This is a genomic window from Bradyrhizobium sp. PRIMUS42 (assembly GCF_023006515.1).
In the GTDB taxonomy this organism is placed as follows: Bacteria; Pseudomonadota; Alphaproteobacteria; order Rhizobiales; family Xanthobacteraceae; genus Bradyrhizobium.
This window is the reverse complement of record NZ_JALBGZ010001062.1, coordinates 1-1,561: the sequence shown is the minus strand read 5'-3', so window position 1 is coordinate 1,561 and position 1,561 is coordinate 1. Positions and strand designations below refer to the sequence as shown.

General features: G+C 66.9%; 2 protein-coding genes. One reads left to right on the top strand and one right to left on the bottom strand.

Translation table 11 applies throughout. The features are described from left to right. Window positions 1-93: 93 nt before the first annotated feature. Window positions 94-1,326 carry a cyclic nucleotide-gated ion channel gene (locus tag MOV75_RS37530; protein WP_247007929.1) on the top strand — a complete coding sequence of 411 codons (1,233 nt, stop codon included), beginning with the start codon at window positions 94-96 and terminating at the stop codon, window positions 1,324-1,326. Between the two features lie 15 nt (window positions 1,327-1,341). Here the strand turns inward: MOV75_RS37530 and MOV75_RS37525 are convergent. Continuing rightward, the coding region (locus MOV75_RS37525; RefSeq protein WP_247007928.1) for a DUF3455 domain-containing protein at window positions 1,342-1,561 on the bottom strand (220 nt) is incomplete at its 5' end.

Sequence of the window (1,561 nt, the reverse complement as noted above, 5' to 3'; positions counted from 1 at the left end):
GCCCGACATGGCGCAGGCCGGCGGCCCCGACGGCGCCAAGGCGACCGAGGCGCTGAGCGCGATCGAAAAAGCGATGGCAGGCGCTTAGGGATCATGCGCCCCGTTGCGCGTGGGCGTGGGCTTCGCGATCCCAATGTGAGGGATCGCCTCTACGACTTGCTGGAGCACGATCCGCTGGCTTATTCGGCCGGATCGCGCTTCATCCAGATCATCATCGGCGTCATCGTGCTCAACGTGACCGCGATGATCCTTGCCTCGGTGCCGGAGGTCGATGCGCAGTTCGGCGCGCTGTTCGCGGCCATCACCATCCTGTCCGTGCTGGTGTTCGCGCTGGAATACGCGGCGCGGCTCTGGACGGTTGCGGGCCACACGCCGCGCCAGCGCTCGGCTCTCGCTGACCGGCTGTCCTATGCCTTCTCCGCGCTCGGTATCATCGATCTGATGGCGTTCCTGCCCGCCGCGATTGTTTTGGCGACGGGACGGCACGCGACGCTCGCCGCGCTCGGCGTGCTGCCGTTCTTCAAGCTGATACGGTACTCGCCGGCGATGCGCTCGCTGCTCGCGGCCGTGCATGCCGAGCGGCGGGCGCTGATCGGCTGCATCGTCATCCTGTTCGGTGTGGTGCTGACGTTTGCCTCGCTGCTCTACGCCGTCGAGCGTGACGTGCAGCCCAGCAAGCTCGGCACCATTCCGGACGCGATGTGGTGGGCGATCGTGACGCTCGGCACCGTCGGCTATGGCGACGTCGTGCCGGTGACGCCGCTCGGCAAGTTCATCTCGGTGTTCGCCATCGTGTCGGGCTTTGCCATGATCGCGCTGCCGGTCGCGATCATCTCCTCCGCGTTCGCGGAGGAAGTGAAGCGGCGCGACTTCGTGGTGACCTGGGGCATGCTGGCGCGGGTGCCGCTGTTCTCGCATCTGGCGGCAGCTGAAATCGCCGACATCATGCGGCTGCTCAGGGCGCGCACCATCGAACAGGGCGAGATCCTGGTGCGCCGTGGCGATGCCGCCTCGTCGATGTATTTCATCACCGCCGGCGAGGTCGAGATCGCGCTGCCGAGCCAGCATGTGCGGCTCGGCGACGGCACTTTCTTCGGCGAGATCGCGCTGCTGCACAAAACAAAACGCAGCGGCACGGTGACAGCGACGCGCAAAACGCGCCTTCTGGTGCTCGACGCCCAGGATTTTCACGCCCTGATCGAGCGCATGCCGACGCTCGCCGACCACGTCCACACCACCGCCAAGGCGCGGCTGGCCGACACCGGCGATCTTGCCGCGGCGGAGCTGGCGCAGGTGGAGAGCGAAGGTGGGGGCGAAGCGAGCTGATAGGCGCGCTTCGTCTCAGCCCTTTTTCAGGAAAACGTAATCGGCCGAGTACGGCGCGCTCTTGAACTCGCCGGCTTTCTCGCAGGCACCGTCGAGCTTGCCGCCATGTGTGTTGATGCGCTGGACGGTGGTGACGGGCGCAAGGACGCCGTTGCCGCGGCGGGCGGTGACTTCCAGCTTCAGCCAGGGAATATCGGCGGCCGCTTGGCCCGGCGCGTTGCCGACGGCCTTGCCG